This window comes from Lacinutrix sp. MEBiC02404 (assembly GCF_053601575.1).
This window is the reverse complement of the sequence record NZ_JBSHNV010000103.1, coordinates 1-3,589: the sequence shown is the minus strand read 5'-3', so window position 1 is coordinate 3,589 and position 3,589 is coordinate 1. Positions and strand designations below refer to the sequence as shown.

Here is a 3,589-nt window from a genome sequence, read left to right as displayed (position 1 = left end):
TTCTCGGCTATTTTTTATAACGTGTTTGTATATGGTTTGTTGCGTGGTTAAGAACGTAATTTAGCAAATAAAAACCGAATAGAAAATCCGCGAGGGTTTTCGTAAGCAGGCTAGAACCAGCAATAAATTATATACGGTGTTAGGCAACGTTTTTTATTATTTTTTCAATTTCAGAGTCCGTTTTTATTTTCTTTCCGCTTTCAGTAAATTCATAAAGTAAAGGTTTATCCGATACTTTTCTGATATAATTTTTCTGAACGAGTAAATTCAAATACCTCAAAATTTCAGTTTTAGAATTATAGGTCATTTTTGAAACCTCAAAAACCTGAAATCCCATATTTTCAATTGGTTCAGAGCAATTGTTTGATTGTAACCACAATTGTTCAAAAAGTGTTTTCAATGTTTTAAGTCGTAATTTATCAGTTTCTAAATCTTCAATGACTTCATAGGTTTCCATTATATACTTTTCATATTTCTCTTTCGAAACTCCGAAAAACCAACTTTTTTTAGGTTTCCCCATAATCCGCTTATAAAGAAGTCGGATTTTAATATCGTTTTCATAATTAGGAAAACTGTCCAATATTTGATGTTTAGAAATTTGTCCACTAAAATATTTTCTTGCCATATAAGCAGCATATTGTCTGTCGGATTTCTGTTTATTCTCGGTCATTTCAAATGTTGCCTAACGTGTTTGTATATGATTAGTGGCGTGATTCAGCACCTAATTTAGCAAATAAAAACCGAATAGAAAATCTGCAAAGATTTTCGTAAGCAAGCTAAAACCAGCCATTAATTATATACGGTGTTGTAGGCAGTTTTTTATTTATTCATAATGTAATTCTTTGACATACTTAATATCACTTTTTTTGCATCTTGTATATTCATTGTATTTGCTGGTATTCCCCAACCCAACTCTCCGTGTCTTGAATTTATTCCTAGAAGCCCGAAATTATTTGCGGTTCCTGTAAATGCTTTAATGTCATTTTTAGTAAATCCACTTTGAGTTGTCAGAGCGTCAAAATCTTGAGAGTAAAATTTTAAAGTGTCATATATCGCATATAATGTTATCCAATTAAGTTTATTACCCGAAAGTAAAAGCAGACTTTGAACATCTTTTTCACTTTTTGAAAGGAAAGTTGCATAAACTATGAAGTGAGAATTCCGCAGTTTTGCTTTTTTTACATTATCAGTTACAGGATTTGCTGGAAATGGATTTATTGGAAGAATGTCGACGGTATTTAATGGTGTCAAATTCTGGTGTGTTACCCAATTTGTTAATCTTGTAAAACTTACTTGTGAATCCCAATCGTGATTTTCAAGATTTATATTTACTGCACCATTATATAAATTGAGAAGAAATAATCCTTTTCCCCAAATTTCATTTTTGTTGCTTAATTGAGTTAAGTATTCGGAAAAGAAAAAATATCGAGGTGGCATATCGTCTTCTTCAATAGCAATTATAGAAAACTCTTCGCTATTCAAGGAATCGTGTGAATAGTGAGTTGTGTTAGTATTGTTAATTCCAAAGATTTTTCTGTCTGCCATATCGGTTCATTAATTGCCTACAACGTGTTTGTGTATGATTAGTGGCGTGTTTAAGCACCTAATTTAGTAAATAAAAACTGAATAGAAAATCCGCGAGGATTTTCGTAAGTAGGCGAGAACAAGCCATTAATTATACACGTTGTTGCCATTAGTTTTTATTCAGTTTTATTGTCAAAAATTCAGTTGAATCCGTTTCAATTCCGTTTGAGTAAATTGGAATCAGATTTTTGTTTTTAATCAGATACTTTTTGGCTCTTTTTCCCCAGATTTTTTCCTTTACTTCCTCGCCTAAAAAAATAACATTGTCATTAATTTTGTAAATTCCTCTGTCAATAGTAGTCCATTCGTAATCTCTTGTCCGCAACATATATTTTCCATTTTCGAATAATCTTAATTCATTTCCAAAAATATCATTTGCGATAAATTCGGATTCTTTGTCAAAAAAATCTTTCGGAAACCAAAAAGAACTGATTGCTATAAAAGTCGAAATTAAGAGTAAAGTCAAAATAATTTTCGCTTCTTTAATTTCAATTTTGTTTTTAATCTTTTTTCCTTGTTTTACAGAAGTGTAAATAAATACTATAATTCCGAAAACTATAAAGAACAAATATTTAAAAAAGTCAACTAATCCTCCAAAAGAACCTTCTGTTCTTAATTCAGATAATAGAATTAAAAAAAGTATAATTCCGATTGGAATAAATGCTTTTAATATTGATTTGTAGTTCGTTTTTTTCAAATTAATGGCAACGTTGTTGTATATGGTTTGTTGCGTGTTTTAAGCAACTAATTTAGTAAATAATTACCGACCAAGAAAGTCCGCGAGGACTTTCGTAAGTAGGCGAGAAGCTAGCAATAAATTATATACGGTGTTAGCTGTAGTTTTTATTCCACTTTGTAACGAACAATGACTTCATTATCCAAAACGACATTAGTAGACCAAATAAATTCAGCACCTTTTCCACTAAATTTTTCTATGAAGTTCATATATGCTTTTTTATTATTTACTCCTATTTCATCTTCAGTATATGTGGTCGCATTTGGCCATTGGCTGTCATTGAAAGTAACGTCAAAACTATTTTTTGGAATTTTCCAATGAATACCGTAAAATGCTGTTCCATTATCAACTCCATCTGTACTACAATTTGAAGAGATTCTTTTTTCTCCAATTTCACTTAAACAACTTAAATCACTAATAGGTGCAGTATAAAAAGTTTGTGCTTTCCATTTACTATTTGTAATAGTCCCATCACTAAAGCTGGCTATAAAACCTCCATCTCCAGGATGAAAATCTTTTCCTCTATTATTTTCTGAACCTAAACCTAAATGTTCTTCCCAATCTATTAGTTTTACTGCAATTGTATAAGGTTTTTTTACTTTGAATTTTACAATGTTTGAATTAAATGGTGTAAAAGGTATTGGGTCAACTGCTATTAATTTTCCGTTAATGTAAAGTTCAAAATAATTATCCGCAAAAAGATAGCCTGTAATGATTTCTCCGTCCGAATCTATCTCAAAGACAGGAACGGAATTCATATCTATTTCTGAAAGATTATTTGGTGTTATAGAGTTACATTCATTATATAAATCAGAAGCTTTGGTCGATTCGTTGAAATGATTAATTCCGGGAACTGTCCAACTATTTCCTAAATCATCTTTTATTTCTCCAACTCCTGAAATTCTGCTACCTCCTTGATTACAAGAAATAAGACTTTTAATTTGTGTTTCCGCTAATCCTTGTGTTACGTTTCCTGTTCCATTGTAAATTTTTTCGTTAGTTGTTTCTTTAGGAATTGATTCATTAGTTGATGATTTTGCGTTTTTTTCCTTACAACTGATTATCGTAATTAATAGAAATAGAAATAGAATGTTATTTTTCATTATATGAGTTTTTTTAAATTACAGCTAACGTATACGTATATGGAAAGTAGCGTTTAAATAATGACTTGTCTTTCCGGCTTGTATATATTTTATAAAGAAACAAAAAATATTGATTAAACAACCAATTAGCTATTTTATATATACGTTGTTATGTTTAGTAATTTGG

4 protein-coding genes are annotated in these 3,589 nt (G+C 30.2%); all 4 read right to left on the bottom strand.

Features of this window, described 5'->3' with window-relative positions:
- Positions 1-139 precede the first annotated feature (139 nt).
- Complete coding sequence (locus ACVCXO_RS01085) at positions 140-625, bottom strand: hypothetical protein (RefSeq protein WP_452227751.1); 486 nt, start codon at positions 623-625, stop codon at positions 140-142.
- Between the two features lie 194 nt (positions 626-819).
- Positions 820-1,545, bottom strand: a complete 726-nt coding sequence (locus ACVCXO_RS01080) for a hypothetical protein (protein ID WP_452227750.1) — start codon at positions 1,543-1,545, stop codon at positions 820-822.
- A gap of 148 nt (positions 1,546-1,693) precedes the next feature.
- Positions 1,694-2,281 carry a hypothetical protein gene (locus tag ACVCXO_RS01075; protein ID WP_452227749.1) on the bottom strand — a complete coding sequence of 196 codons (588 nt, stop codon included), beginning with the start codon at positions 2,279-2,281 and terminating at the stop codon, positions 1,694-1,696.
- Between the two features lie 146 nt (positions 2,282-2,427).
- Positions 2,428-3,423 (bottom strand): hypothetical protein, encoded by a 996-nt coding sequence (locus tag ACVCXO_RS01070; protein ID WP_166387991.1) that lies wholly within the window; start codon positions 3,421-3,423, stop codon positions 2,428-2,430.
- Positions 3,424-3,589: the final 166 nt, after the last annotated feature.